At 73.2% G+C, this 25401-nt stretch carries 17 protein-coding genes; 5 read left to right on the plus strand and 12 right to left on the minus strand.

All coding sequences use genetic code 11. The features are described 5' to 3' along the window. The first annotated feature begins 165 nt into the window (after nucleotides 1-165). Entirely contained in the window at nucleotides 166-975 is an 810-nt protein-coding gene (locus ABD832_RS34805; protein WP_344904309.1) for a maleylpyruvate isomerase N-terminal domain-containing protein, read from the plus strand. Between the two features lie 94 nt (nucleotides 976-1069). Here ABD832_RS34805 and ABD832_RS34810 read toward each other — a convergent pair whose 3' ends face one another. Then, nucleotides 1070-1849, minus strand: coding sequence for an SDR family oxidoreductase (locus tag ABD832_RS34810; protein WP_344904312.1), 780 nt, complete (start codon nucleotides 1847-1849; stop codon nucleotides 1070-1072). A 70-nt stretch (nucleotides 1850-1919) separates the two neighbouring features. Here ABD832_RS34810 and ABD832_RS34815 point away from each other — a divergent pair, with 70 nt between their 5' ends. Beyond that, a complete protein-coding gene (locus tag ABD832_RS34815) occupies nucleotides 1920-2783 on the plus strand; it encodes a LysR family transcriptional regulator (RefSeq protein WP_344904315.1) in 864 nt (287 codons plus the stop codon). A 66-nt stretch (nucleotides 2784-2849) separates the two neighbouring features. Here the strand turns inward: ABD832_RS34815 and ABD832_RS34820 are convergent, their stop codons facing one another. Together ABD832_RS34820 and ABD832_RS34825 are read right to left on the minus strand one after the other, a co-directional pair. Next, nucleotides 2850-3503 (minus strand): response regulator, encoded by a 654-nt coding sequence (locus ABD832_RS34820; RefSeq protein WP_344904317.1) that lies wholly within the window; start codon nucleotides 3501-3503, stop codon nucleotides 2850-2852. Continuing rightward, nucleotides 3500-4609 (minus strand): sensor histidine kinase, encoded by a 1110-nt coding sequence (locus ABD832_RS34825; RefSeq protein ID WP_344904320.1) that lies wholly within the window; start codon nucleotides 4607-4609, stop codon nucleotides 3500-3502. The genes ABD832_RS34820 and ABD832_RS34825 overlap by 4 nt, the downstream gene beginning before the upstream one ends. Before the next feature lie 108 nt (nucleotides 4610-4717). Between ABD832_RS34825 and ABD832_RS34830 the strand changes: the two genes are divergently transcribed. The 3 genes from ABD832_RS34830 to ABD832_RS34840 all read left to right on the plus strand — a co-directional run bounded on the left by ABD832_RS34830 (nucleotide 4718) and on the right by ABD832_RS34840 (nucleotide 7496). Continuing rightward, a complete protein-coding gene (locus ABD832_RS34830; RefSeq protein ID WP_344904323.1) occupies nucleotides 4718-5110 on the plus strand; it encodes a hypothetical protein in 393 nt (130 codons plus the stop codon). Next, complete coding sequence (locus tag ABD832_RS34835) at nucleotides 5107-5769, plus strand: DUF2306 domain-containing protein (RefSeq protein WP_344904325.1); 663 nt, start codon at nucleotides 5107-5109, stop codon at nucleotides 5767-5769. Before ABD832_RS34830 ends, ABD832_RS34835 begins: the two co-directional genes overlap by 4 nt. A 374-nt stretch (nucleotides 5770-6143) precedes the next feature. Then, nucleotides 6144-7496: a DUF1996 domain-containing protein gene (locus ABD832_RS34840; protein WP_344904328.1), complete on the plus strand. Its 1353-nt coding sequence runs from the start codon at nucleotides 6144-6146 to the stop codon at nucleotides 7494-7496. Between the two features lie 324 nt (nucleotides 7497-7820). Here the strand turns inward: ABD832_RS34840 and ABD832_RS34845 are convergent, their stop codons facing one another. From ABD832_RS34845 to gltB, 9 genes are all read right to left on the minus strand, one after another. Beyond that, complete coding sequence (locus tag ABD832_RS34845) at nucleotides 7821-8858, minus strand: LLM class F420-dependent oxidoreductase (protein WP_344904331.1); 1038 nt, start codon at nucleotides 8856-8858, stop codon at nucleotides 7821-7823. Further along, nucleotides 8837-9649: a thioesterase II family protein gene (locus ABD832_RS34850; RefSeq protein WP_344904334.1), complete on the minus strand. Its 813-nt coding sequence runs from the start codon at nucleotides 9647-9649 to the stop codon at nucleotides 8837-8839. The genes ABD832_RS34845 and ABD832_RS34850 overlap by 22 nt, the downstream gene beginning before the upstream one ends. Beyond that, nucleotides 9646-14397, minus strand: a complete 4752-nt coding sequence (locus ABD832_RS34855; RefSeq protein WP_344904337.1) for an amino acid adenylation domain-containing protein — start codon at nucleotides 14395-14397, stop codon at nucleotides 9646-9648. Before ABD832_RS34855 ends, ABD832_RS34850 begins: the two co-directional genes overlap by 4 nt. Beyond that, the gene (locus ABD832_RS34860) at nucleotides 14394-14681 is read right to left on the minus strand and encodes an acyl carrier protein (protein ID WP_344904340.1); all 288 of its coding nucleotides are present in this window, start codon (nucleotides 14679-14681) and stop codon (nucleotides 14394-14396) included. Before ABD832_RS34860 ends, ABD832_RS34855 begins: the two co-directional genes overlap by 4 nt. 315 nt (nucleotides 14682-14996) lie before the next feature. After that, complete coding sequence (gene pyk, locus ABD832_RS34865; RefSeq protein ID WP_344904343.1) at nucleotides 14997-16427, minus strand: pyruvate kinase; 1431 nt, start codon at nucleotides 16425-16427, stop codon at nucleotides 14997-14999. A 275-nt stretch (nucleotides 16428-16702) separates the two neighbouring features. After that, nucleotides 16703-17125, minus strand: a complete 423-nt coding sequence (locus ABD832_RS34870; protein WP_344904346.1) for a hypothetical protein — start codon at nucleotides 17123-17125, stop codon at nucleotides 16703-16705. Nucleotides 17126-17261: 136 nt separating this feature from the next. Then, entirely contained in the window at nucleotides 17262-19004 is a 1743-nt protein-coding gene (locus tag ABD832_RS34875) for a S8 family peptidase (protein WP_344904349.1), read from the minus strand. Between the two features lie 155 nt (nucleotides 19005-19159). Further along, on the minus strand, nucleotides 19160-20638 hold the full coding sequence (locus tag ABD832_RS34880; protein ID WP_344904352.1) for a glutamate synthase subunit beta: 1479 nt from the start codon (nucleotides 20636-20638) through the stop codon (nucleotides 19160-19162). 123 nt (nucleotides 20639-20761) lie between these two features. Continuing rightward, nucleotides 20762-25267 carry a glutamate synthase large subunit gene (gene gltB / locus ABD832_RS34885; RefSeq protein ID WP_344904355.1) on the minus strand — a complete coding sequence of 1502 codons (4506 nt, stop codon included), beginning with the start codon at nucleotides 25265-25267 and terminating at the stop codon, nucleotides 20762-20764. Between the last annotated feature and the right edge of the window lie 134 nt (nucleotides 25268-25401).

Here is a 25401-nt window from a genome sequence, read left to right on the forward strand (position 1 = left end):
GCGAGAGGGCCGATCCACGGCCGGTCGTCCCCACCGCGGAGGGCCCCTCACCGGCCGGTCGTCCCGGCGACGCGCCGGTGGGCCGATACGATGCACGCGGCCGGACGACCCGGCCTGCTCGGCCTTCCCGGCCGCCGTGCCCCGCGCCATCCCGTCAGGAGACCCATGACCACCCTCGCCGACAGGACCGTCGCGGCCCTGCGCACCACCCATGACGACCTGACCGCCTTCGTCCGTGATCTGGACGCCGCCGACCTCACCCGGCCCTCGGGCTGCTCGGAGTGGACCGTCGCCCAGGTGCTCAGCCACCTGGGCAGCGGCGCGGAGATCGGCCTGGCCACGCTGCGCGCGGCACAGGAGGGCCGGGACGCCCCGGACTCGGACTTCATGAACTCGGTCTGGGACCGCTGGAACGCCAAGGGCCCCAAGGAGCAGGCCGAGGACTTCGCGCCCGCGGACGCCGAGCTCGTCTCCGCGTACGAGAGCCTGGACGCCACCGCCCGCGAGGAGCTGCGGATCAAGCTGGGCTTCCTGCCCGAGCCCGGCGACGTCGCGCTGGTGGCCGGGATGCGCCTGAACGAGACCGCCCTGCACACCTGGGACGTGCGGGTCGCCTTCGACCCCGCGGCCGCCCTGGCGCCGGAGACCGCCGGGGTGCTGACCGACCTGCACGCCGGGCCGCTCGGCTTCCTCATCGGTTTCATCGGCAGGTCCGACGCCCTGGACCCGCGCCTGGCCACCACCCTGCGGGTGGAGACCACCGGCCCCGAGCGCGTGCTGGGCCTGACCCTGGGCGAGACCGTCGGCTTCAGCGAGGCCCCCGAGCGGGCCGACGTGGTGCTGTCCCTGCCCGCCGAGGCGTGGATCCGCCTGCTCACCGGCAGGCTGGCACCGGAGCACACCCCGGCGCCGGTGACGGTGACCGGCGACGGGGTCACCCTGGAGGACCTGCGCCGGGTGTTCCCGGGCTTCTGAGCCCGGCCCCCGAGCCCGGCCCCCGAGCCCGGCCCGTGAGCCCGGCCCGTGAGACCGGGTCCTGAGACCGGGTCCCGAGGGGTCCGGTCCGCTGCTACCAGGGCACGGGGCCCCTGTCGTCGCTGAAGGTGCCGGTGGGCCCACCGGCGGGGACGGTGGCCATCCGGACCGCGGCCACGGCCCCCTGGGCGGGGGTGCGGTGGCCGGAGTGGCCGTTCAGGTCGGTGGCGCAGTAACCGGGGTCGACGGCGTTGACCAGGATGCCGTCGGGCTCCAGGTCCTTGGCGTACTGGACGGTCAGGGCGTTGAGCGCGGTCTTGGACGGGACGTAGCCCACGGCCAGGGGCAGGTCGTCGGCGCTGAGCCCGGCGTAGACGACGGCGGCCACCTGTGGGTCGGTCATGGCGCCCAGCGAACCGGCGCCGCTGGAGACGTTGACGATGCGCGGGGCGCTCGATCGGCGCAGCAGCGGCAGCAGGGCGTTGGTGACGGTGACGACGCCGAAGACGTTGGTCTCGAAGATGCTGCGCAGGACGTCGAGGTTCGCGGTCCGGGGCCGCTGGTCGGCCAGGCCGCTCCCCGGAGGAGCCGCCACGCCCGCGTTGTTGACCAGCACGTCGAGCCTGCCGTACCGGGCCTCGACCTCGGCCGCGGCCGCGGCGACGGAGGCCGGGTCGGTCACGTCGAGCACGACGGAGGTGGCCTCGGCGCCGGTGGCGCGCAGCTCCGCAGCGGCCTTCTCCCCCGGCTCGGCGCCGCGGGCCGCGATCACGACGGTGTGCCCGAGGGCGGCGAGCCGGGCGGCGATCTCGCGGCCGATGCCCTTGTTGGCGCCCGTGACCAGGGCGATCATGGTGTCGTCGGTGGTGTTCATGCCTCCAGGGCACCACGGGGCGGCCCGCACGGGCCAACACCGATACCACATCGACCGATACCCTGGAGGTATGGACGTACCGGAGACGCGGGAGCTCGCGTATTTCGTGGCCGTCGCCGAGGAGCTGCACTTCGGCCGCGCGGCCCGGCGGCTCGGCATGGCGCAGCCACCGCTGTCACGGGCCGTCCAGCGGCTCGAACGGCGGATGGGCGTGACGCTGCTGGAGCGCACCAGCCGCTCGGTGAGCCTGACGCCCGCGGGCAGGGTCTTCCTCGCCGAGAGCCGCAAGGCGCTCGACGCGGCCGCCGCCGCGATGCGCCGGGCACAGCGGGCCGGACGGGAGGTGCCGCGGCTGACGGTGGCGATGAAGTCCGACGGGGACGCGGGCCTGCTGGAGCGGATCATCCCCCTCTACCGGCGGGATCCGGACGCCGTCGAGGTCGAGGTGGTGGTGTGCGAGATCGGCGAGCAGGCGCGGATGCTGCGCGACGGGCGCGTCGACCTCGCCTTCCTGCACGCCCCCTACGACGACCTCGACGGGTTCGACACCGAGCTGCTGCTGACCGAGGAGCACGTGGCCGTGCTGTCGCGCCACCACCGGCTGGCCGGACGCGCCGTCCTGACGCCGGCCGACCTCGACGACGACCCGGTGCCCGTCTGGACCGGCCCGCAGGCGGACGGTCCGCAGGTACGCGACCCGGGACAGCTGGTGCAGCTGATCGCCCTGAACCAGATGACCGCCGTGGTCCCCGGCTCGGCGCGGCGCCACCTGCGGCCGGAGGTGGTGTGCGTGCCGCTGCTCGACCCGCCGAGGAGCTCGCTCCTGCTGGCGTGGCCCGAGCGGACCCGGTCGCGGGCGGTGGCCGCCTTCGTCCGGGCGAGCACGGAGATCGCCGCCGCAGACCCGGTGGGCCGGAGGGTGCCGGCTCTCTGAGACGTGCCCGGCGATTCGCGGCGGGATCACGTCCGGCGGCAGCCCGCGAGCTCAGAGGATCACGCCTCAGTCGACGAGCCCGGACCGGTAGGCGAACACGACGAGTTGCGCGCGGTCGCGGGCGCCGAGCTTGACCATGGCGCGGCTCACGTGCGTGCGGGCGGTGGCGGTGCTGATGCGAAGGCGCCTGCCGATCTCGTCGTTGGCGAGACCCTCCGCGGCGAGCACCATGACCTCGCGTTCCCGGTCGGTGAGGGTGTGCAGTTCCGGGTGGGGCAGCCTCGTGCGGGGCCGGAGCGTGGCGAACTCCCGGAGCAGTGTGCGGGTGACCGACGGTGACATCAGCGCGCCGCCGTCGGCGACGGTGCGGATGGCGCGGAGAATCTCCGCAGGCGTGGTGTCCTTGAGCAGGAAGCCGCTCGCTCCGTTCCGCAGGGCGTCGAAGACGTACCGGTCGTGTTCGAAGGTGGTGAGCACGATGACGCGTGTCTCGCTCAGGCGGGGGTCGGCGACGATCCTGCGGGTCGCCTCCAGCCCGTCGATGCCCGGCATGCGGATGTCCATCAGCACGACGTCCGGTCTGGTGCGGACGGCCGTCGCCACCGCGGCGAGGCCGTCGGCGGCCTCGCCGACGCAGGTGAGGCCGTCCTCGTCGGCGATGAGGGTGCGCAGCCCGAGCCGGACGAGGTCCTGGTCGTCGGCGATCAGGATGCTGATCATGTGCCGCCCCCGGTGGGAAGCCGCGCGCGGACCTCGAACCGCCGGGCCACCGGTCCGGCGGCGAAGTCACCGCCCAGCGCCTCCACCCGTGCCCGCATCCCGCTGATGCCGGTGCCGGTGCCGGGTGCGGGCATGCCGGTGATCGGGTTCACGACCGTGATCGTGACACTGTCGGCGGTGTACCGGACGGTGACGTCGGCCCGCTCGCAGCGTCCGTGCCGCAACACGTTCGTGAGCGATTCCTGCACGATGCGGTACCCGGCCAGGTCGACCTGCGGGGGAACGGCGCCGGAACGCGTCCCCGTGGTGTCGACGCGTACCGTCACGCCCGCGTCGGCCATCCGCCCGCGCAGGTCGTCCAGGCGGCCGAGGCCCGCGGCGGGGGCGTGGTCGTCGCCGTCGGCGTGCCGCACGACGGCCAGTGTGGTGCGCAGTTCGCCGAGCGCCTGCCCGCTGCTCCGGCTGATCGCCTCCAGTGCCACCCGGGCCTGCTCGGGCCGCCGGGACATGACGTGCAGGGCGACATCGGCCTGCATCTTGATGGCGGCCAGGCCGTGCCCGACGACGTCGTGGACCTCCTGGGCGACGCGGAGACGCTCGTCGCTCAGCCCCTGCCGTATCGCCTCGGCCCGTGCCCGCCGGTCGGCCTGGTGCCGCAGGCGCAAGCTGTGTCCCAGGGCGCCGGGAACGGCCACCCAGGCGGCCGTCGGCACCACGCCCAGCCACCCCAGCGCGCGGTCGGAGGTGAGCAGATGGACCAGGAGCAGCGCCGACGTCGCCGCCGCACACCAGGCGAAGGCCCGGGGAGGCGCATGCCTGGCCGCGCTGTACACCGCGATCATGAGCACCAGGATGACGGGACCGTAGGCGTACCCCAGCGCGAGGTACACGCCGGTGCAGACCGCCGCGGTCGTCAGCGTCACGAGCGGCCGGCGCCGGCGCGCCGCCAGGCCGAGTGCCGCGATCACCACCAGGACATGGCCCCACGTGCCCATCGGTACCGACGGGCGGCCGACCTCGTCGGCCACGGCGCTGCCGGCGACGGCGGCGACGGCGAGCAGGGCGGCCGTGCCCAGGTCCGCCGCCGAGGAACGGATCCACCCCATCCGGTCATCCTGGCAGGCCGGCGACCGTGCCGCGTACGCGATTCTGCGTACGACCACCGACGCGATCGAGCCGATGCCGGCGCCACCGCGCCCCGGCATGCTGCGTCGATGACCGATCGAGTGACAACCACGTCGACCACACCCCGCAGGCTCACGGTCTGCGGGCTCGCCACAGGCGCCGCCGGCATCGCGATGCTGTGGGCGTCGGGAGTCGAGTTCCCGTTCTACCCGCCACCGGGTCTGCTGATCCTGGCGGGCGGCGCCGCGTTCGTCGGTCTGGTGAAGCGGGCCTGGGCGCCGGGCGTCGGCGCGTTCCTGGGCCTGTTCGTGATCGCCGGGTTCGTCCTGTCCAGCGTGGTCAGCGGGGCCGGCATCGGTTACCTGACCGGCGACGCGGGCGCCGGCGGGGTGATCGGCACCGTGACACAGCTGGCCGGTGTCGCCGTCGCCCTGGTGGCCGGTTCGATCGCCGTCGGACGGGAACGCCGGGCCGGGCGATGACCGTGCCGCGTCCGCGAGGCGCATGGCCGATGTTCGCCGCCGCGCTCGTCGTCGGTGTCGTCCTCCTCGTCCCGTACCTGGGGCTCGACATCGACGACAGCCGCCTGGAGGTGAGCGGGACCCTGCACTACCGCATGCTCGTGGTGCACATCTTCACGGCCGCGGTCGCGATCGTGCTCGGCCCGCTGCAGTTCATGCCCGGGGTGCGGGCGCGCCGGACCCTGCACCGCACGATCGGCCGGGTCTACCTCGTCGCCGGGGTCCTGCCCTCCGCGGTGACCGCGATCCCGGTCGCGTTGTGGTCCGGCCGCATCGTCACCCAGATCGGCCTCACCACCGCAGCCGTCCTCTGGCTGGTCACCGGTGGACTCGCCTACCGTGCCGCCCGCCGCCGGGACTTCTCCGGCCACCGGGACTGGATGACGCGCAACTACGCGCTGACGTTCCTCGCCGTCACCTCGCGTGTCCTCACCCCGCTGCTGCTCCTGGCCCAGGTTCCGTTCGTCTCCGGCGACGCCGGACCGATCGGGGAACGCGTCCGATCCCTGATCCCGGTCGGCCAGACCCTCGGCTGGATCGTCGACCTCGTCGTGGCGGAGAGCGTCATCAGGCGCCGCCGGCGGGACGGCCACCACACCGGATCGCCGGACACGCCTTAGGGCGCCACGACGGGTGCGGCCGTCGGCGGCGTTCCCGGGGAGCGCGGGCCCCGGCCGGTGAGGGCGATCAGCCGTTCGAGGCTCTCGTCGACGTCCGCGCTCCGCCGGAAGCCCCCGACCACCCGCGGCGTGGCGAACCGGTGCCGCCTGCGGGGGACGTTCCCCGGAGGCGGTTTCGGCGGCCCGGTCGGAAAGCGCGCAAGGAGGGTTGACAGCCGATGTCAGCGCAATCATCCTTGCTGCGGGAGCGCTCTTTCACGGTTAAAAATAAGTGGTGATACATGGCCGGGGGATGTCCCGCCGCCACTCGCCACGCCCCACCGGCGGGCATGCCGGTCGCTCCCCTCACCCCCCGTGCCCGGAAGGAACCCACCGTGCGAAGACCACAGGTCCTGTTGCGCACCCTGGCGGCGGTCGTGCTCGCCGCCGGCGGCGCCGCCGCCCTCACCCATCCCGCCGCGCAGGCCGCCACCGCCGTCGTCCAGGCGGAGTCGTACGCCGCCCAGTCCGGCGTGCAGGTGGAGGCGACCGCCGACACCGGCGGCGGCCAGAACGCCGCCTACCTCGCCTCCGGTGACTGGATGCGCTTCGACGGCGTCGACCTGGGCACCGGTCCGCTGACGGTCTCCGCCCGCGTCGCCTCCGCCGTCGGCTCGGGCACGGTCGAGCTGCGCACCGGGTCCCTGACCGGGCCGCTGCTGGCGAGCCTCCCGATCACGACGAACGCCGGCTGGCAGAACTGGGTCACCGCGACCGCGACCGCCGCCACCCACCCGGCCGGCGCGCAGACGGTGTTCGCCGTCATGCGCAACACCACGGCCGGCGACTTCGTGAACATCAACTGGTTCTCCTTCGAGACCGGCGCCCCGTCCGGCAACGGCTGGGTCGCCGTCGACCAGGCGGCGTGGAACGTCCAGCTCGCGGCGTTCAGGGCGATGACCCCGGCCCCGGTGCCCGGCCACGTGGTGCGGGTGCCGGAGTTCAACGCCACCTGCGCCTACAGCCACTCCAGGCCCGACGACCCGATCATCTTCCCCGGCCTGCCCGGTGCCTCCCACATGCACACCTTCATGGGAAACCGCGGCACCGACGCCTCCACCACCACGCAGAGCCTGCTCGCCAACACCGCGACGAGCTGCGCACCGGCCGCGGACCCGTCGGCGTACTGGATCCCGACCCTGTACGAGGGTGGCAAGGCCATCGAGCCCAAGGACGTGATCGTCTACTACGGCTCGCGCCTGCCGGACGCGACCAAGACGGTGCCGTTCCCGACGGGCTTCCGCATGATCGCCGGAAGCGCCACGTCGCAGGTGCCCACCCCCAAGGGCTCGGTCAACCAGTTCTACTGCGCCGGACCGGGCGGCGAGATCGGGCGCAGCGCCGACGGCAACTGGCCGGTGTGCGCCCCGACCGCCAACCTGATGTTCCAGCTCGTCTTCCCCGACTGCTGGGACGGCAGGCACCTGGACAGCCCCAACCACAAGTCGCACGTGGCCTACAACTACACCGGCGCGTGCGGCGGAGACCACCCGGTCGCCATCCCCTCGGTCTCGTTCGTCATCTCCTACCCGACCAAGGGCGGCGCCGACGGCTTCCGCCTGGCGTCGGGGATGGCCTCCTCGATGCACGGCGACTTCTTCAACGCCTGGAACGAGAGCGCGCTCGGCCACCGGGTCAAGGACTGCATCGTGCAGAGCGCCAAGTGCAACACCGCGGGAACCTTCTGAACCACCTCGCGGAAACCTTCTGAACCACCCCGCGGCCGGGGTCCCGACCCCGGCCGCGGCCCCCTCGGAGACCGGCGATCCACCGTAGAGGAGCCGGACCGTCCCCGCCCGCCTCGTCGTCGGGCCCGGCACCGAGGCGACGGCCGGCCGGTGGGGCAGAGCCGGTACGGCGAGCGGCGTACCGGTGTATCGCCGGGTGGTACGCGTCATAACCCGAAGTGGGACACGGTCGACGACCGGTGAACGCGGAGCATCCGGCGCTTCGTGATCCGCCGGGATCGCGCGGCCCACAGGTCGCACGATCCCGACGGGATCCGGAAAACGTCAGGTCACCAGGTCGGCGACCAGTTCCAGCTGTTCCATGCGCAGCCGCAGGGTCGGGGTGACCAGGCCGACGACCAGGCTGGTGGCCCCCGCCTCGCGGTAGGCGGCGACGCGCTCGCGGAGCTTGCCGGGCGGCCCGCACATCGTCATCGCGTCGACCAGGCCGTCCGGGAGCAGCGACATGGCCTCGCCCTGGCGTCCGGCCAGGAACGCCTCCTGGATCGCCTCGGCCTCCTTCTCGAAGCCCAGGGAGCGGGCCAGCCGGTTGTAGAAGTTGGTCCGGCGCGAGCCCATGCCGCCCAGGTAGAGGGCGAGCATCGGCCGCATCATGTCGAAGGCCAGCTCCTCGTCCTCGTCGACGAGGGTGAGGATCATCGGGGCGACGTCGAAGCCGTCCAGGGTGCGGCCGGCCCGGGCCGCACCCGCGCGCAGGTGCGCCGTGCGCTCGGCCAGGTGCTCGGGCGGGAAGTGGATCGCCAGCCAGCCGTCGGCCAGCTCCCCGGCCAGCGCGGTCGTCTCCGGGCCCATCGCGCCGAGGTAGACGGGAAGGCGCTTCTGGACCGGGGAGACGCCCAGCGAGAGCTCCTTGCCCTGGCCTCCGGGGAGCGGCAGCGTCATCGTCTCGCCCGCGTAGCTCACCGGACGGCCCTCCAGGGCCAGGCGCAGCACCGACAGGTAGTCGCGGGCGCGGGCCAGCGGGCGGTCGAACCGCTCACCGTGCCAGCCCTCCACCACCTGCGGCCCGGACACGCCCACGCCCAGGCGGGCCCGGCCGCCGGAGACCTGGTCGATGGTGGCGGCCGTCATCGCGGCCACCACGGGCTTGCGGCCCGACATCTGCAGCACGCCGGTGCCGAGCCCGATCCGCTCGGTCTGCCCGGCGATCCAGGCCATCAGGCTGGCCGGGTCGGTGCCGTAGGTCTCCGCGGCCCACACCGACTCGTAGCCCAGCCGCTCGGCCTCGCGGACCAGGGCGAGGTGGTCGGCCGGTCCGAGACCGGCCCCGCCCCAGTAGCTCATGCTGTAACCGAGACGCATCCGATCTCCTCTGCTATGACGGCGGCGAGCAGGTCGGGGACCTCCTCGGCCAGCCAGTGTGACGCCTCCAGCTCGCGCAGCGAGAGCGGCCTGGCGCTCTGCCTGCGCCAGCCGAGCAGCCCGCCGCGCGACACCGAGCCGTCGCGGCTGCCGTACAGGACGGTGATGGGGGTGGGCAGCGGCGGCCCGGGGCGGTGCCGGTACCCGGCGAGCATGCCGAAGTCGGCCCGCAGGGCGGGCTCCAGGAGGGGCCGGAGCACCTCGCGCTCGGCGACCTCCGCCGGGACCCCGCCCAGCTCGATGAGCTGGTCCCAGAACAGCCAGGAGGGCAGGGACGGCAGCCTGCGCAGCAGGAGCGTGACGTCCGGCGCGGCGAAGGACCCCACCAGCAGCCGCACCGGCACCGAACCCGGACCTGGTGCCGCACCGGAGACCGAACCCGGCCCCGGCCCTGAACCAGGGGATGGCGCGAGCTCGGCCAGGCGGCGGCAGACCAGGTAGGCCAGCAGCGCGCCGCTGCAGTAGCCGAACAGCGCGTACGGCTCCCGTGCCGTCGCCAGCAGGTCGCGGGCCAGCGCGTCGACGAGCGCGTCGAGGTCGTCCGGCGGCGGTTCGGCCAGCCTGGCCTGGCGGCCGGGCAGGTTCAGCCCCCACACCTCGACCTCGTCGGGGAAGCGCTCGGCCAGGCCGGTGAGCGAGGCCGGGCCGCTGCCCGCGTTGGGGAAGGCGTACAGGCGGATGCGGCCCTCCCGCCGCTCCCCCACCGGCACGAACCACGGGGAGGAGGTCACGACCTGGCCCCTTCCTGGATGTAGGCGGCCAGCTCGGCCGGGGTGGGATGGTCGAAGACCGCGCGCACGCCGATCGGGTGACCGGCGAGGTCCTCCAGGGGGGCGATGAGCCGCACCGCGAGCACCGAGTGCCCCCCGTTGAGGAAGAAGTTGTCGTGCTCGCCCAGGTTCGGGCGGCGCAACGCCTCCCGCCAGAGCCGCAGCACCCCCTCGGCGAGCTCCGAGCTCGCCGGGGCCTGCGGGGCGGCGGGCGAGTCGTCCTCGGGAACGGTCAGCGCCCGATGGTCGATCTTGCCGTTGGCCGTCATGGGGAGCTCCCCGGCCAGCACGATCCCCGAGGGCACCGCGTAGTCCGGCAGCCGCGTCCCGGCGTAGCGCCACAGCTCCTGGCGCAGGGCCGCGCCGGTCTCCTCGTCGGGCATGGACGTGGGCTGCACGAACGCCACCAGCCGCTCGTCGTGCACGATGACGGCCGCGACCTTGACGGTGTCGTGGTGGTGCAGCACCGCCTCGATCTCGCCCAGTTCGATCCGGTGACCGCGCAGCTTGATCTGGCGGTCGTCGCGGCCCAGCAGTTCCAGGGCCCCGTCGTGCCTGAGCCGGGCCATGTCCCCGGTGCGGTAGAAGCGCCCGTGGCGGGGGTGCTCCCCGAACCGCTCCGCGGTGAGCTCGGGCCGGTTGACGTACCCGGCGCTCACCCCGTCGCCGGCCACGCACAGCTCACCCGGCACCCCCGGCGGGGCCTCGCGCCCGTCCGCGTCCCGGATGAACAGGCGCGTGTTGGCGAGCGGCACCCCGATCGGCACCGGGTCGGACGGCGGGGAGGTGATCTCCGCGGCGGTGGACCAGATGGTCGTCTCGGTCGGGCCGTAGACGTTGAACAGCCGGCAGCCCAGGCCGAGCAGGTCGGCGGCGAGCGCGGCGGGCATGGGTTCGCCGCCGCAGAGCACGATCCTGCCGTCCAGCTCGTCGCCCGCCTCCGGGGCGATGAGCCGCCACGCCGTCGGGGTGGCCTGCACCACCCGCACGTCCCGGGCCACGATGAGCTCCAGGAACCTGCGCGGCTGGAGCTGGTCGTCGTCGGAGGCGACGACCAGGGTCCCGCCGACGACCAGCGGCAGCATCAGCTCCAGCGCGGAGATGTCGAACGAGGTGGTGGTGGACCACAGCACCGCGTCCGACGCCCCGGCCCCGAGCCGGTCGGCGAAGTCCAGCACGAGGTTGGCCAGGTTGCCGTGGGTGACGGCGACCCCCTTGGGACGGCCGGTGGAGCCCGAGGTGTAGATCACGTACGCGACGGAGTCGCCGGTGATCGCCGCGGCGAGCTCGGCCGGGTCCGGCCGGTGCGCGGACGCGCCGTTCGCACCCCCCGCGTCCCCGGCGCCGGTCACCGGGGACGCGGGCATCGCGATCACCGGGACCTCCCCCGCCCAGGGAGCGTCGGCGTCGGAGATCACCAGCCGGGCGCGGCAGTCCTCCACCTGGTAGGCCAGGCGCAGCTCGGGCTGGCGCGGGTCCAGCGGCAGGTAGGCGGCTCCGGCCGCCCAGACCCCCAGCACGGCGGCGACCGTCTCCGCCGAGCGGGGCAGGCCGAGGGCCACGATGTCGCCGGGCCCGACGCCGTGCGCGACCAGCGTGTCCCTGACCGTGACCCCCCAGGCGAGCAGCTCGTCGTAGCCGACCTCCCGCTCCCCGTCGCGGATCGCGGTCCCGGTACGGGCGGCGATCCTCTCCGGCAGCGTGGGCGGACCCTGCCAGGTCCGCGCGGTGTCGTTGAGCCGGTCGAGCAGGTCGCGGTCGGACGCGGCCATCGCCTCCAGCGCCCGCTGCGGGCGCCCGCCCTCCTCGGCGGCCCGGCGCAGCAGCGCGGTCATCCTGGCGACGAACGCGGCGATCTCGGCCTCGTCGTGGACCTCGGTGCTGTGCCAGACGCGGATGGTGAGCCTGCCGGGCTCCTGCACCGCGATGCACTGCAGGTCCAGGCGGCTGCGGTCGAACAGGTCCTCGACGTACTCGGGGACCGAGCCCTGGATGCTCACCTGCTCGTCGGTCCACGGCCGGTAGTTGAACATGTGCCGGAACAGCGGCACCCGCCAGTCACCGGTGTCGTGCCCGCGCTCGACCAGTACCGCCTCCACCGAGGCGTCGGCGTGCTCGACCGCCTCGAAGAAGGCGTCCTCGACCCGCCGGACCAGGGCCGGGAAGTCCTCGTCCGGGTCGGCGAGCACCCGGATCGGCAGCGTGCTGACGCCGTAGCCGACGTGCCCGCGCATCGCGGCCGTGCGGGTGGTGACGGGCATCGCGGCCACCAGGTCGGGGCCGGCGCCGTGCGCGCGCAGGGTGAGCATGAACGCCGCCGCCAGCACGATGTTGTCGGTGGTGCGCAGGCCCGTCCGGAGCGTGTCGAGGGCCCGGCGGGTGTCGGCGTCCACCTCCCACGAGCAGGTGTGCCCGGCGAAGGTGGGCCGGGCGGGCGAGGGCCTGCTGCCGGGCAGCACCATCGCGGCGGGGTCGACGTCGCGGAGCCGGTCCAGCCAGTACTCCAGCGAGCCGCGCGAGGCGCGTCCCGGCTCCAGCATGGGCGCGGTGCCGGTGAGCGCGGCCGGGAGCGGCTCCTGGCTGGTCTGCGCGTCGTAGAAGCCGCCCAGCTCCTCCACGAGGAACTGCATCGAGGTGGCGTCCACGATGATGTGGTGCGCGACCAGGCAGACCACGCTGCCGCCGCCGTCGGGCAGCGTGAAGTGCCCCGCCCGCAGCAGCAGGTCGCGGTCCAGGTCGAAGGGCACGTCCAGGAACGCCTGCAGGTCGGCGACCAGCGTCTCCTCGGTGGTGGCGGCGTTGACCAGCTTGATCTGCGCGTCCTTGGGGGCGGTGAGGTGGCGCACGGGCGCGCCGTCCACCTCGGGGAACCGCAGGCGCAGCGCCGGGTGCCGCTTGAGCAGCCGGTTCACCGCGATCTGCAGCGGGAGCCTGCGCAGCGGCTCGCGGGTCCTGAACGCCACCGCGAGGTTGGACACCCCGCTCGACCCGGCGAGCTGCTCCAGCACCCAGAACGAGTACGGGACCGCCTCGGGCCTGCGCAGCGGCTCCTCGGGTTCGGGCAGGCCCTCGGGCGAGGGCAGCGGGAGCCCGGCCGCCGCGGCCCGCTCCCCCGGCTCCAGGCCGGAGTCCCCGGCCGTCCCCGCGTCCCCGGTCTCGCGGCCGGGCGGGGCGGGCGCGGGGGCGACGGTCTCCGGTGCCGCGACGGGCACCCGGGCCGGTACGGGGTCCCGCGGCCGGGCGGGGGCCGGTGCGGCGGTGCCGTACCGGCCGGGGACGGGCAGGCGCTGCAGGGGGTGGTCGGGGTCGAGCGCGACCCAGTCCACCGGGCAGCCGAGGGTCCACAGCCGGGCGACGGCCGCGAGCAGGCCGTGCCGGTCGTCACCGCAGTCGAGGGTCGTCCCGGCGGCGGCCCGTCCGGCGCGCTCCCCGGCCGTCCCGACCAGCAGGGACGGTGACGGCACCGGATCCGCGGCCGGGGTCCCCGGCCCGGAGGCCGGCGCGGGAACCGGCGCGGGGACCGGCGTGGAGGAGGCCAGGCGGGCGATCGCCTCGTCCAGGTCCACGGCCCTGGACAGGACCGCGGCGGTGAGCTCGCCGACGCCCTCCCCCGAGCAGGCGAGGGGAGTGATCCCCCAGCCGGTCAGGGTGGCCGCCAGCGCGTGGGTGACCGCGAACGTCACCGGGTCGTCGTCGCGTTCCCCGGCGAGCCAGGCGTCGTGGAGGTCGACGCCGTGCCGCTCGAAGCCCTCCAGGCAGACGTCCACGGCCTCGCTGAACAGCCGCTCCGTGCCGTAGAGGGAGGCGCCCAGCCGTCCGGCGCCGCCGGAGGGGAACACGAAGGCGGCACCGGCCGCGCCGTCCGCCACCCCGGCGGAGGCCGAGGCCAGGGCCCGCGCGGCCTCGGCCGGGGTCGCGGCCACGACCGCTCCCCGTACCGGGTGCGCGGTGCGGCCCCGCTGCAGGACGGCCACGGCGTCGGCGAACCGGTCGGCCGGCAGGGCGGCGAAGAACTCCGCCAGCCCGGCCCGTACGGTCTCGGCCTCCTCGGCCGTGCGGCCCGACCACACCACGACGCGAGGCCGGGAGTCGGCGGGCAGGTGGACCGGCGGGAAGCCGTCCCGCACCGCCGGCGACACCCCGGACGCGGACGGCTCCCGGCCGGGCGATCCGGGCCCGCTGCGGGCGGGACCGGAGCCTGTCGGGGAGCCTGCCGCGGAGCCGGAGCCGGAGCCGGTCATGGTGTCGACCGGGATGTCGATCACGGCGCGTACCAGGTCGCCGTCGAGCAGGGCGTCGTCCAGGCGCCGGAGCACGATCCGGACGCCCGGTGCGGCGACACCGCGCAGGCGCGGCCCGGCCGGGGCCACCGCGAGGTCGCAGGCGCCCGAGGCCAGGGCCAGGCAGGCGGCCTCGGCGGTGTCGTGCAGCGCGAACACGCCGGGCGGGCGGGCCGGGTCGTGCCCGGCGTCCTCCAGGGCGGCCTCCACGGCCGCGTCCAGCACCCCTGGAGCGTTCTGTGGCCCGTTCCCGGCACCGGTGACGCCCGTGACGCCACCGGCCCCCCGGACGTCCTGTCCGCCCTCTGTGTTCCGTACCGCCGCGGTGTCCCCCGTCGTCCCGGCGCCCCGTACGGCCTCGGCCGGGGAGGCGGGGAGCGACGCGTGTGAGCCCGTGCCGATCACGGCGATCGGCGAAGTGGTCGTCACCGAGGCGACCCGCCGTCGCGGCGGATGCGGGAGCGCACGTCCCGGCGGCTGCCGCCGACCGGACGCAGGCGCGGGGGCTCGCTCTTCACCGGTTCCTGCGCGCCCTCGACGAGGCGGCTCAGCGCCCGCACGTTGGGCCGGGTGAACATCGACGTGACCGGGAAGTCCAGGCCGAGCACACCCGTGAGGTCGGCGTGCAGCTCGACCAGCGCCATGGAGTTCAGCCCGGCCTCGAAGAAGTTCTCGTCGGGGTCGACGGGCCGTCCCAGGCGCGCCTCTATCATCTCCGCGACCGTGTCGGCGGCCGAGACGCGGTGCCCGGGGAGGCCCGGCGGTCTGCCCGCCGCCTCTTCGCGTCGCGACTCCGCTCCTCCCGGCCGACTGCCCTGGATCATCCGGTGCCTCTCGTTCAGTTCGTGGGGCGGCCCGATTCAGGGCACGCCATGGACCGATCCTCTGACACCTATTCGGACACGACAAGGGTATATTTTTCGCCTTTTTGAATCGTGACCGGACGGATGCCTTCGAACACGCGTACGGCCACCGCCGAAGCGGTGGCCGTACGGGCCGGAAACAGGCCGGAAGCGGACAGGGAGGAATCAGGCGGGGTTGGAGACCGCCGCCCCGATGGTGTGCACACGCAGGGCGTTCGTGGAACCGGCGGTGCCGGGAGGCGAGCCGGCGACGATGACGACCTTGTCGCCCTTCTCCAGGCGGGAGTTGGCCAGCAGCGAGGCCTCCACCTGGCGGACCATGTCGTCGGTGTGGTGCACGAACGGCACCTCGAAGGTCTCCACGCCCCAGGTCAGCGCGAGCTGGTTGCGGACGTGACGGGCGGAGGTGAAGGCCAGCAGCGGGATCGGCGAGCGGTAGCGGGCCAGGCGCCGGGCCGTCTCGCCCGACATGGTGAACGCCACCAGCGCCTTGGCGCCGACGATGGCGCCGACCTCGGCCGCGGCACGGGCGATGGCGCCGCCGGTGGTCTCCGGCAGCCGGTCGAGGCTGTGCGTGGCCTGCAGCGAGCTCTTCTCCGCGGTCGTGGCGATGCGGCTCATCGTCTCGACGACCTCGATGGGGTAGTTGCCGACCGAGGTCTCCCCGGAGAGCATCACCGCGTCGGCGCCGTCCATGACGGCGTAGGCGACGTCGGACGCCTCGGCGCGGGTAGGACGCGGGGCGGTGATCATGGATTCGAGCATCTGGGTGGCCACGATGACCGGGCGGGCCTTCTCGCGGCAGAGCTCGATGGCACGCCTCTGCACGATGGGCACCTCCTCCAGCGGCAGCTCGACGCCGAGGTCGCCGCGGGCGACCATGATGCCGTCGAAGGCCTCGATGATCTCGGGGAGCCGCTCCACGGCCTGCGGCTTCTCGATCTTGGCGAGCAGCGGGAGGCGGATGCCCTCCTGCTCCATGATGTTGCGCACCACGTCGGCGTCCGAGGGGCGCCGGACGAAGGAGAGGGCGACCAGGTCGAAGCCGGCGCGCAGGGCCCAGCGCAGGTCGGTCTCGTCCTTGTCGGTCAGGACCGGGGCGCTGACGTTGACGCCGGGCAGGTTGAGGCCCTTGTTGTCGGAGATCATGCCGCCGACGACCACGCGGGTGGTCACGCGCTGGCCGTCGACCCGGGTCACCTCGAGACGGACGCGGCCGTCGTCGACCAGGATGTTGTCCCCGGGCCTGACGTCCTTGGAAAGCCCCTGGTAGGACGTGGACACCTGCTCGCGGTCGCCCGGGACCTCCTCGGTGGTGATCGTGAAGACGTCACCGAAGCCGAGGCGGACCGGGCCGTCCTCGAACTTGCCGACCCGGATCTTGGGACCCTGCAGGTCGGCCAGCAGCCCCACGCCCCGCCCGAGCTCGGCGGCGGCCTCCCTCAGCCGGTCGTAGACCTCCTTGTGCAGCTCGTGGCTGCCGTGGCTGAGGTTGAAACGGGCCACGTCCATCCCGGCCACGATCAGTTCGCGTAGGCGTTCGGGAGAGGAGGTGGCAGGGCCGAGAGTGCAGACGATTTTCGCGCGACGAGTCACGGATCCCACCCTAATTGGTACAGACCACTTGGTCGTGACGTTGGTCAGAGCGCCGATGAAAAAATCGGTGACATAACGCTACCGCCGGTGAACGCCAGGTTGCGAATCGGTGCCGGGCCCCGGGGGCGACCTGCCCGTACGCGGGCCGGGACCCCCGCGTGGACCGGCCCTGCCGACAGCCGGGGCGTCCGCGGGAAACATCCCGTCCCGGGGACCGTGGCGGGCGCGGGGACCCGGGCACCCCGGAAAAAGAACGCGGGACGGTGCCGGGCGCGTCAGTCGCGGGTGGTGATCTCCTCCACGACCAGGCCGGTGCCGATGCCCAGCAGCCAGACGTCCTTGGCGATCGTCAGGCCCTGCTGGGAGGGGCGCAGGGTGCCCTCCTCGCGCATGCCCGGTGTCCTCAGGTACAGGCCGAGCAGCCCTCCGGCGAACGCGGTCAGCGCGGCGCCCGCCAGCAGCGACGGCACCACCGGGACCAGCAGGGCGGCCCCGAGGGCGATCTCCGCGGTGGACAGCAGCCGCACGAACCTGGCCGGCTCCAGGTCCTTCAGGAAGGGGTAGGTGCCCGCGGCCATGCCGTGCAGTCCCTCGGCGGCCTCCGGCCCGGCGGAGCGTTTGGCCAGCCCGGAGTTCAGGATGATCGCACCGGCGGCGATCCTGGCCGGGAGCTGGTGCGGGCGCGACAGGAGTCTCATGGGTCCCCCAGTGACGAGACGGAGCCGGAACCGTTGTCCTTCCCGCTCACGTCCGGGGCATCCGCCTGTTGGTCCTCTCTTGAACCTGGCGTCCCCGCCGGGCGCGCGGGGTGACGGCCCCGCGCGCCTCTGGGACTCAGCGGGCGACGGTGGCGGCTGCCTTGGCGTTGACGATGCCGTGGCCGTAGAAGCCGTTGCGCGTCGCCGGCCCCTCGCACCGGTGCGTCTCGTCCTTCACCAGGTCGATCTTGTACGTGTAGGCGCGCGGGGAGGGGCAGGCCTTCTCCGTGGCGGTGGAGTACAGCAGGCGCTGGACGTCCCCGGGGGCCATGGTGACGCCGTCCTTGGCCTTCTTGCCGAAGCGGCTGATCAGGATGGCGGCGACGCCGGTGGCGTGCGGGGCGGCCATGGAGGTGCCGACGAGGTACTGGTAGTAGGCGCAGGTGCCGTTCGCGCACTCCCGGAGGACCGAGTCGTCCTTGGGCGTGCCGTCGGCGCTGATCTGCCCCTTGGCCTGGAGTGCGTTCTTCGGCGCGGCGGCCAGGATGCCCTTGGCGGGGTCGTAGCTCCTGCCGCCGTCGAACTCGTCCCCGCCGGGGGCCGACAGGTCGGTCTGCTCCAGGCCGTAGTCGGAGTAGTAGGCCTTGCGCGTGGTCGGGCCGACCGAGGAGACCGAGATGACGCCCTTGGACTCGGCCGGGACGTTGAGGCAGGAGTTGTCGACCTTGCGGGTGCGCTCGGTGTCCTTGGGATAGTCGGGGCTGGTCGTGTCCTTGCTGGGCCTGCCCAGGTCGGTGGAGCCGTTGCCGATGGCGCTGATCAGGGTGACGCCCCGCTTGCGGGCGTAGTCGAGGGCGCGCTGCATGCCGGTGATGATGCCGCGCTGCTCGGCCTGCTCGGCCTTGGAGTCGCCGGGGTTGGCCTTGCAGTTGAACAGCCACGGGTCGACGTAGAAGCTCATGTTGACCACGTCGATGCCGTTGTCGGCGGCGTAGGTGAGCGCGTCCATGCTGGGCTTGAGGAAGAACAGCCCGGAGTCCTGGCCCGCGCGCAGGTTCACCAGGGAGACCTTGGGGGCGACGCCGGCGATGCCCACGCCGTTGATCGGGGAGGCGATGGTGCTGGCCACGTGGGTGCCGTGGCCGTCGTCGTCCCGGTCGACCGGGTCCTTGCAGTTCGCGACCTCGCACGGCCCGTCCAGGACCTTGCCGTTGGGGTCCTTGGGCCGGTCGGTGACGAAGTTGCGGCTCAGGGCGCGGTTGAAGTTGGGCGCGATGTCGGGGTGGGTGCCGTCGACGCCGGTGTCGATGACGCCGACCAGCACCTCCTTCTTGCCCGGCGCGGTGGCGTAGGACCCGCTGGTGGTGGCGCCGATCAGCTTCATGTCCCACTGGCGGCCGGCCAGCGGCTCCGGCGCGCCGGCCGAGGTGGAGCCGCCGGGCGTGCCCGCCTGTCCGAGGATGTCGGACGGCGGGAAGGACAGCGGCGCGCCGCCCCCGGAGGCCGCGGGGACGGCCGTGGAGGTTTTGGTGGACGTGGCGGGGGTGAGCCCGGTGGTGAGCGCGGTGGCGGTGCCGATCCTGCGGTCGGAGGAGACGCCCTCGACGGCGTCGACGGCCGCCAGCCCCTCCACGAAGCGCGTCCCCGGGCCGCCGGCCACCAGGTAGCCGAGCCTGGGGTCGCCCGACAGCACCGTGCCGCCGTTCGCGGCGATCGCGGCGGCGGCGCCGTCACGGGCGCCGTCGGCGTAGAAGACCAGGTAGTCGCGGGTCTGGCCCGCCGCGGCCGTGGCCCCGCCGCCCAGCGCTCCCGCCGTGAGGGTCGCCGCCAGGGTCAGCGTGGTCGCCGCCCCCGTCAGGCCTCTGATACCGCGCTTCATCCGTCCTCCGCACCTGGCCCGACCAAAGTATTTATTTTTCCGTCATATTCATCATAAATAGCGGAAGCCGTACTTTACGCGCTTTCGTCGGGGTGGTCGGGACGCTCCGGACGCGCGAGGGGCCGGCCCGGCGAGCGGACCGGCCCCCGCACGATCTAGACCATCGGCCGCGCGGTCGGCGGGATCGCCACCGGCAGCGCCGTACGGCCGGTGAGGTAGCCGTCGGCGGCCGAGGCCGCCGAGCGTCCCTCCGCGATCGCCCAGACGATCAGGGACTGGCCCCGGCCCATGTCACCGGCGACGAAGACGCCGTCGACCGAGGACATGTAGCCCCTGTCCCTGGCCACGTTGCCCCGGCCGTCGAAGAACTCTCCCCCGGCGGCCTCGGCGAGCTCGTCCAGCAGGCCGCCGCGCTCCGGGCCGACGAAGCCCATGGAGAGCGTGACCAGCTCGGCCGGGATCTCCCGCTCGGAGCCGGGCACCGGCTTGAACCCGGCCGCCGGTCCCTCCACCTCGACCAGGCGCAGCGCCCGGACGTTGCCGTCGGCGTCGCCGACGAACTCGGTGGTGGAGACCGCGTACACCCGGTCGCCACCGCTCTCGGCCAGCTCCTCGTGGGCGCTCTCCATCTTGAACAGGATGGGGAACGTGGGCCACGGCTGGCTGCCGGGACGCGCCTCCGGGGGCCGGGGCATGATCTCCAGCTGGGTGACCGAGGCGGCCCCCTGGCGGATCGCGGTGCCGATGCAGTCGGCGCCGGTGTCACCGCCGCCGATCACCACGACGTGCTTGCCCTCGGCGCTGATCGGCGAGACCGGGAAGTCGCCCTCCTGGACCTTGTTGGACGGCGGCAGGTACTCCATCGCCTGGTGGACGCCCTTGAGGTCGCGCCCGGCGACCGGCAGGTCCCGCCACCGGGTCGCGCCACCGGCGAGGATGATCGCGTCGAACTCCTCACGCAGCCGCGCCGCCGTGATGTCCACGCCGACGTTGACGCCGGTACGGAACTCGGTGCCCTCGGCCCGCATCTGGGCGAGGCGGCGGTCGATGTGACGCTTCTCCATCTTGAACTCGGGGATGCCGTAGCGCAGCAGGCCCCCGATCCGGTCGGCGCGCTCGAACACCACCACGTCGTGACCGGCCCGGGTGAGCTGCTGGGCGGCGGCCAGGCCCGCGGGGCCCGAGCCGACGACCGCGACGCGCTTACCGGTCTTGGACGCCGGGAGCTGGGGGGTGACCCAGCCCTCGTCGAAGGCACGGTCGATGATCTCGACCTCGACCCGCTTGATCGCGACCGGGTCGGAGTTGATGCCGAGCACGCACGCGGCCTCGCACGGGGCCGGGCACAGCCTCCCGGTGAACTCCGGGAAGTTGTTGGTCGCGTGCAGGCGCTCGATGGCCTCGCGCCAGTCGTCCCGGTAGACCAGGTCGTTCCACTCGGGGATCAGGTTGCCCAGCGGGCAGCCGTTGTGACAGAACGGGATGCCGCAGTCCATGCAGCGCGCGGCCTGCTTGGCCAGCGCGGGCTTGGGGAAGTCCTGGTAGACCTCCCGCCAGTCGCGGATGCGGACGTCCACCGGGCGGCGGGCCGGCAGCTCGCGTCCGTGAGTGAGAAAACCCTTGGGGTCAGCCATCGGTCGTACCTCCCCGATATCCCTTTTCGAGCTGGACGATGTGGACCCGGCGGGAGCGGCCGCGCACGGCCTCTCCCCTCGCCGGTCCGGAGCCGAGGGGGCGGATCCGCCCCGGTGCCGGCCTCATGCCTGCACCGCGGCGGTCATGACGGCCTCGTCGATGTCGCGGCCCTCCAGCCGGGCGGACTCGGCGGCCCGCAGGACCCGCTTGTAGTCCGTCGGCATGATCTTACGGAAGCGGGACGGGTCCCAGTCGGCCAGCAGCGCCTTGGCCACGGTGGAGCCGGTCTCGGTCAGGTGCGCCTCGACGATCTCGCGCAGCGCCTCGGAGTCGGCCTCGTCGAGCTCCTCGACGTCGACCATCTCGCGGTTGACCCGGTCGGTGTCGAGGTCGAGCAGGTAGGCGACGCCGCCCGACATGCCCGCCGCGAAGTTGCGTCCGGTCGCGCCGAGCACGACCACCTTGCCGCCGGTCATGTACTCGCAGCCGTGGTCGCCGACGCCCTCGACCACCGCGGTGGCACCGGAGTTGCGGACGCAGAACCGCTCCCCCGCGACGCCGCGGATGAACGCCTCGCCGGAGGTCGCCCCGTACAGGCCGACGTTCCCGGCGATGATGTGGCCCTCCAGCGGGGCCACGTCGTGCGGGGCGACCGAGATCCGGCCGCCGGACAGGCCCTTGCCCACGTAGTCGTTGGTGTCGCCGGTCAGCCGCAGCGTGATCCCCCGGGGCAGGAAGGCCCCGAAGGAGTTGCCCGCCGAGCCGGTGAAGCGGACGTCGATGGTGTTGTCGGGCAGGCCCGCGCCGCCGTACCGCTTGGTCACCTCGTGGCCGAGCATGGTGCCGACCGTGCGGTTGACGTTGCGGATGGGCAGGTCGAGGGTGACCCTGCTGCCGGTCTTGAGCGCTCCCTCGGCGAGCTGGATCAGCGTGTTGTCCAGCGCCCGGTCCAGCCCGTGGTCCTGGGCCACCGTACGGCGCAGCGAGGCGCCCTCGGGCAGCTCCGGCTGGTGCAGGATCGGCGCCAGGTCCAGCCCGGCGGCCTTCCAGTGGTTCTCCGCCGGGGTGGTGTCGAGCAGCTCGGCGTGGCCGACGGCCTCCTCCAGGCTGCGGAAGCCCAGCGCGGCCAGGTACTCGCGGATCTCCTGGGCGACGAACTCGAAGAAGTTGACCACGAACTCGGGCTTGCCGGTGAAGCGCCGGCGCAGCTCGGGGTTCTGGGTGGCGACGCCGACCGGACAGGTGTCCAGGTGGCAGACGCGCATCATCACGCAGCCGGAGACGACCAGCGGGGCGGTGGCGAAGCCGTACTCCTCCGCCCCCAGCAGGGCGGCGATGACCACGTCGCGGCCGGTCTTGAGCTGGCCGTCGACCTGCACCGTGATGCGGTCGCGCAGCCCGTTGAGCAGCAGCGTCTGCTGGGTCTCGGCCAGGCCGAGCTCCCAGGGCGAGCCCGCGTGCTTGAGCGAGGTCAGCGGGGAGGCGCCGGTGCCGCCGTCGTGGCCGGAGATGAGCACCACGTCGGCGTGCGCCTTGGACACGCCCGCCGCGACCGTGCCGACCCCGACCTCGGCCACCAGCTTGACGTGCACGCGGGCGGACGGGTTGGCGTTCTTCAGGTCGTGGATGAGCTGGGCGAGGTCCTCGATGGAGTAGATGTCGTGGTGCGGCGGCGGCGAGATGAGGCCGACGCCCGGGGTGGAGTGCCGGGTCTTGGCGATCCACGGGTAGACCTTGTGGCCGGGCAGCTGGCCGCCCTCGCCGGGCTTGGCGCCCTGGGCCATCTTGATCTGCACGTCGTCGGCGTTGACCAGGTACTCCGAGGTCACGCCGAACCGGCCGGAGGCCACCTGCTTGATGGCCGAGCGGCGGGCCGGGTCGTGCAGCCGCTCGGGGTCCTCGCCGCCCTCACCGGTGTTGGACTTGCCGCCCAGCCGGTTCATCGCGATGGCCAGGGTCTCGTGCGCCTCCATCGAGATGGAGCCGTACGACATGGCGCCGGTGGAGAAGCGCTTGACGATCTCGCTGACCGGCTCGACCTCGTCGATCGGGACCGGCTCGCGGACGCCCTCCCTGAGCCTGAACAGGCCGCGCAGCGTCATCAGCTTCTCCGCCTGGGAGTCCACCAGGCCGGTGTACTCCTTGAAGATCTCATAACGGCGCGAGCGGGTGGCGTGCTGCAGCTTGAAGACGGTCTCGGGGTTGAACAGGTGCGGCTCGCCCTCGCGGCGCCACTGGTACTCGCCGCCGACCTCCAGGCGGCGGTGGGCGTTCTCCGCCCGGGGGTAGGCGCGGCGGTGCCGCAGCGCCGCCTCCTCGGCCAGGACGTCGAAGCCGACGCCGCCCAGCCGGGAGGTGGTCCCGGTGAAGCAGGCGTCGACGACCTCCTGGCTCAGGCCGAGCGCCTCGAAGATCTGCGCGCCGGTGTAGGAGGCCACCGTGGACACGCCCATCTTGGACATGACCTTCAGCACGCCCTTGCCGTACGCCTTGATCAGGTTGCGCACCGCCTTGTGCCGGTCGGCCTGGAGCACGCCCGAGTCGACCATGTCCTCGACGGTCTCGATGGCCAGGTACGGGTTCACCGCGCCCGCGCCGTAGCCGATGAGCAGCGCCATGTGGTGCGCCTCGCGCGCCTCGCCGGTCTCGACGACCAGGCCGACCCGGGTACGGGTCTTCTCGGCGATCAGGTGGTGGTGCACGGCGCCGGTCAGCAGCAGCGACGGGATCGGCGCGAGCGCCTCGGACGAGCCGCGGTCGGAGAGCACGATGATCCGCGCCCCGCCCTCGATCGCCGCCGAGACCTCGGCGCGGATCTCCTCCAGGCGGTGCAGCAGCGCCTCGCCGCCGCCCGCGACCGGGTACAGCCCGGAGATCACACGCGGGTGGAAGCCCGGCAGCGCGCCCTCGTCGTTGATGTGGATGATCTTCGCGAGCTCGTCGTTGTCGATCACCGGGTAGGGCAGCACGAGCTGGCGGCAGGAGGCCGGGCCGGGTTCGAGCAGGTTGCCCTCGGGGCCGATGGTGCTGGCCAGGGAGGTGACGAGCTCCTCGCGGATGGCGTCCAGCGGCGGGTTGGTGACCTGCGCGAACAGCTGGCTGAAGTAGTCGAACAGCAGCCGGGGCCGCTCACTGAGCACCGCGACGGGGGTGTCGGTGCCCATCGAGCCGATCGGCTCGGCGCCCGCCTTCGCCATCGGCGCCAGGATGATCCGCAGCTCCTCCTCGGTGTAGCCGAAGGTCTGCTGCCGCTTGATCAGCGCCTCGTGCGTGGGCACCTCGTGCGCGCGGACCGGCAGCTCCTCGAAGCGGACCAGCCCGGCGTGCAGCCAGTCCGCGTACGGCAGCTCGGCCGCGAGCTCGGCCTTGATCTCGTCATCCTCGATGATCTTGCCGAGGGAGGTGTCGATCAGGAACATCCGGCCGGGCTGCAGACGGCCCTTGCGGACCACGTCCTGCGGCGCGATGTCGAGCACACCGGCCTCGGAGGCCAGCACGACCAGGCCGTCGGCGGTGACCCAGAACCGTCCCGGGCGCAGGCCGTTGCGGTCGAGGACCGCGCCGACCAGGGTGCCGTCGGAGAAGGTGATCGAGGCGGGGCCGTCCCAGGCCTCCATCATCGTGGAGTGGAACTCGTAGAACGCCCGGCGCGCCGGGTCCATCTCGGTGTGGTTCTCCCACGCCTCCGGGATCATCATCAGCACCGCGTGCGGCAGCCGGCGACCGGCCAGGTGCAGCAGCTCCAGCGTCTCGTCGAAGGAGGCGGTGTCGGAGCCGTCCGGGTCGCAGATCGGGAAGAGCCGCGCCAGGTCGCCCGGCAGGTTCGCGGTCTGCAGCATGGCCTCGCGGGCCCGCATCCAGTTGCGGTTGCCCTTGACCGTGTTGATCTCACCGTTGTGCGCGACGTAGCGGTACGGGTGGGCCAGCGGCCAGGAGGGGAAGGTGTTGGTGGAGAAACGCGAGTGGACCAGCGCGATGGCGGACTCGTACCGCTCGTCGGTCAGGTCGGGGAAGAACTGCTCCACCTGCAGCGGGGTGAGCATGCCCTTGTAGACGACGGTCCGGCAGCTCAGCGAGGGGAAGTAGACGTCCGCCTCGTGCTCGGCCCGCTTGCGCAGGCAGAAGACCAGCCGGTCGAGCTCCAGGCCGGTCTCACCGTTCGGTGAGGTCACGAACAGCTGGGCGAAGAAGGGCATGACCGCGCGGGCGCTCGGCCCAGGCAGGTCGGGGGTGGTCGGCAGGTCCCGCCAGCCGAGCACCGTCAGGCCCTCCTCGGCGGCGATCTCCTCGATCAGCCGCACCGCGGTCTCGCGGGCCTGGCCGTCGGCGGGCAGGAACGCCGTGCCGACCGCGTAGGCACCGGCCTCGGGCAGCGGGAAGCCCGCCACCACCCTCAGGAAGGTGTCCGGGATCTGCGTGAGGATGCCGGCCCCGTCCCCGGTGTCCGGCTCGCTACCCTGGGCCCCCCGGTGGTCGAGATTGCACAGCGCGGTCAAGGCCTTCGCGACGATGTCGTGACTGCGGCGACCGGCCACGTCGGCGACCATGGCGACGCCACAGGCGTCGTGCTCGTGCGAGGGGTGGTACAGGCCCTGAGGCTCGGGAAAGCCGAGGTGGGCAGCAGGCATTGAATCCCTCCCGTCGTCTTGCTTCTTTGGAACAAGCAAGGGACGACGTTGGCCCTGCTGCGTGGTGGGTAGAGGTTACCGTACCCTGCCGGATAACTGCCTACCCGGTCTTGGTAGCGCGAATTAAGGGCGAT

Origin of the sequence: Streptosporangium longisporum (assembly GCF_039534895.1) — a bacterium.
GTDB classification, from domain to species: domain Bacteria; phylum Actinomycetota; class Actinomycetes; order Streptosporangiales; family Streptosporangiaceae; genus Streptosporangium; species Streptosporangium longisporum.

Bases quoted from the DNA above. Each gene is read 5' to 3' on its own strand.
- ABD832_RS34870 (WP_344904346.1), bottom strand. From the start codon at position 17,125: ATGAGACTCCTGTCGCGCCCGCACCAGCTCCCGGCCAGGATCGCCGCC.
- ABD832_RS34830 (WP_344904323.1), top strand. From the start codon at position 4,718: ATGACCGATCGAGTGACAACCACGTCGACCACACCCCGCAGGCTCACG.
- ABD832_RS34805 (WP_344904309.1), top strand. From the start codon at position 166: ATGACCACCCTCGCCGACAGGACCGTCGCGGCCCTGCGCACCACCCAT.
- gltB (WP_344904355.1), bottom strand. From the start codon at position 25,267: ATGCCTGCTGCCCACCTCGGCTTTCCCGAGCCTCAGGGCCTGTACCAC.
- ABD832_RS34845 (WP_344904331.1), bottom strand. From the start codon at position 8,858: ATGCGTCTCGGTTACAGCATGAGCTACTGGGGCGGGGCCGGTCTCGGA.
- ABD832_RS34825 (WP_344904320.1), bottom strand. From the start codon at position 4,609: ATGGGGTGGATCCGTTCCTCGGCGGCGGACCTGGGCACGGCCGCCCTG.
- ABD832_RS34875 (WP_344904349.1), bottom strand. From the start codon at position 19,004: ATGAAGCGCGGTATCAGAGGCCTGACGGGGGCGGCGACCACGCTGACC.
- ABD832_RS34835 (WP_344904325.1), top strand. From the start codon at position 5,107: ATGACCGTGCCGCGTCCGCGAGGCGCATGGCCGATGTTCGCCGCCGCG.
- ABD832_RS34880 (WP_344904352.1), bottom strand. From the start codon at position 20,638: ATGGCTGACCCCAAGGGTTTTCTCACTCACGGACGCGAGCTGCCGGCC.
- ABD832_RS34815 (WP_344904315.1), top strand. From the start codon at position 1,920: ATGGACGTACCGGAGACGCGGGAGCTCGCGTATTTCGTGGCCGTCGCC.
- ABD832_RS34810 (WP_344904312.1), bottom strand. From the start codon at position 1,849: ATGAACACCACCGACGACACCATGATCGCCCTGGTCACGGGCGCCAAC.
- ABD832_RS34820 (WP_344904317.1), bottom strand. From the start codon at position 3,503: ATGATCAGCATCCTGATCGCCGACGACCAGGACCTCGTCCGGCTCGGG.
- ABD832_RS34860 (WP_344904340.1), bottom strand. From the start codon at position 14,681: ATGATAGAGGCGCGCCTGGGACGGCCCGTCGACCCCGACGAGAACTTC.